Origin of the sequence: Vibrio sp. TRT 29B02, assembly GCF_050113655.1 — a bacterium.
Classification (GTDB): Bacteria; Pseudomonadota; Gammaproteobacteria; order Enterobacterales; family Vibrionaceae; genus Vibrio.
This window is the reverse complement of the sequence record NZ_JBNJOJ010000059.1, coordinates 1-2438: the sequence shown is the minus strand read 5'-3', so window position 1 is coordinate 2438 and position 2438 is coordinate 1. Positions and strand designations below refer to the sequence as shown.

Sequence of the window (2438 nt, the reverse complement as noted above, 5' to 3'; positions counted from 1 at the left end):
TTGCTCTTTAACAATTTGGAAAGCTGACGAATAACAACAATCCCCATATCTTTGATATGCGTTGTTATTCAAATTAAAAGTTCTCAAATCCTAACTTTCTCTAATAAAGAGAAATTTAGGTACCAACACACATTCAAGTGTTCTTGGAAACATCCTTGTGATGTTTATATTTGAGTCCGGCAAAATCGTGTCTGCACATGTATAAAAATGCAGACAACTTTGGTGACTAACAAAGACCCTTTGGGGTTGTATGGTTAAGTGACTAAGCGTACACGGTGGATGCCTTGGCAGTCAGAGGCGATGAAGGACGTATTAACTTGCGATAAGCCCAGATTAGGTAGTAAAAACCTGTGAGTCTGGGATTTCCGAATGGGGAAACCCACTTACATAAGTAAGTATCGCTGCGTGAATACATAGCGCAGCGAGGCGAACCGGGGGAACTGAAACATCTAAGTACCCCGAGGAAAAGAAATCAACCGAGATTCCGAAAGTAGCGGCGAGCGAAATTGGACTAGCCCTTAAGCTTTTAATGAGACAGGTGAAGGCTCTGGAAAGTGCCGCGATACAGGGTGATAGCCCCGTAACCGACATCTCATCATCAGTGAAATCGAGTAGGGCGGGACACGTGTTATCCTGTCTGAATATGGGGGGACCATCCTCCAAGGCTAAATACTACTGACTGACCGATAGTGAACCAGTACCGTGAGGGAAAGGCGAAAAGAACCCCTGTGAGGGGAGTGAAATAGAACCTGAAACCGTGTACGTACAAGCAGTAGGAGCACCTTCGTGGTGTGACTGCGTACCTTTTGTATAATGGGTCAGCGACTTATATTCAGTAGCAAGGTTAACCATCTAGGGGAGCCGTAGAGAAATCGAGTCTTAACTGGGCGTCGAGTTGCTGGATATAGACCCGAAACCAGGTGATCTAGCCATGGGCAGGTTGAAGGTTGAGTAACATCAACTGGAGGACCGAACCGACTAATGTTGAAAAATTAGCGGATGACTTGTGGCTAGGGGTGAAAGGCCAATCAAACCTGGAGATAGCTGGTTCTCCCCGAAATCTATTTAGGTAGAGCCTCGGACGAATACTACTGGGGGTAGAGCACTGTTAAGGCTAGGGGGTCATCCCGACTTACCAACCCTTTGCAAACTCCGAATACCAGTAAGTACTATCCGGGAGACACACGGCGGGTGCTAACGTCCGTCGTGGAGAGGGAAACAACCCAGACCGCCAGCTAAGGTCCCAAATTATAGCTAAGTGGGAAACGATGTGGGAAGGCTTAGACAGCTAGGATGTTGGCTTAGAAGCAGCCATCATTTAAAGAAAGCGTAATAGCTCACTAGTCGAGTCGGCCTGCGCGGAAGATGTAACGGGGCTAAGCTATAAACCGAAGCTGCGGCAATGACTTTTAGTCATTGGGTAGGGGAGCGTTCTGTAAGCCGTTGAAGGTGTGTTGTAAAGCATGCTGGAGGTATCAGAAGTGCGAATGCTGACATGAGTAACGATAAAGGGGGTGAAAAACCTCCTCGCCGGAAGACCAAGGGTTCCTGTCCAACGTTAATCGGGGCAGGGTAAGTCGACCCCTAAGGCGAGGCCGAAAGGCGTAGTCGATGGGAAACGGGTTAATATTCCCGTACTTCTTACAATTGCGATGGGGGGACGGAGAAGGCTAGGTGGGCCTGGCGACGGTTGTCCAGGTTCAAGTGCGTAGGCTTGAGAGTTAGGTAAATCCGGCTCTCTTTAAGGCTGAGACACGATGTCGAGCTACTACGGTAGTGAAGTCATTGATGCCATGCTTCCAGGAAAAGCCTCTAAGCTTCAGATTGTAAGGAATCGTACCCCAAACCGACACAGGTGGTCGGGTAGAGAATACCAAGGCGCTTGAGAGAACTCGGGTGAAGGAACTAGGCAAAATGGTACCGTAACTTCGGGAGAAGGTACGCTTCTGACGGTGAAGTCCCTTGCGGATGGAGCTATCGGAAGTCGCAGATACCAGGTGGCTGCAACTGTTTATTAAAAACACAGCACTGTGCAAAATCGTAAGATGACGTATACGGTGTGACGCCTGCCCGGTGCCGGAAGGTTAATTGATGGGGTTAGCGCTTGCGCGAAGCTCTTGATCGAAGCCCCGGTAAACGGCGGCCGTAACTATAACGGTCCTAAGGTAGCGAAATTCCTTGTCGGGTAAGTTCCGACCTGCACGAATGGCGTAATGATGGCCACGCTGTCTCCACCCGAGACTCAGTGAAATTGAAATCGCTGTGAAGATGCAGTGTACCCGCGGCTAGACGGAAAGACCCCGTGAACCTTTACTACAGCTTGGCACTGAACATTGACCCTACATGTGTAGGATAGGTGGGAGGCTTTGAAGCAAGTACGCCAGTATTTGTGGAGCCGTCCTTGAAATACCACCCTTGTAGTGTTGATGTTCTAACGT

At 48.9% G+C, this 2438-nt stretch carries 1 rRNA gene; it reads left to right on the top strand.

The features are described from left to right. Positions 1–252 precede the first annotated feature (252 nt). A 23S ribosomal RNA gene (locus tag ACQEXT_RS21130) occupies positions 253–2438 on the top strand; the annotation flags it as partial.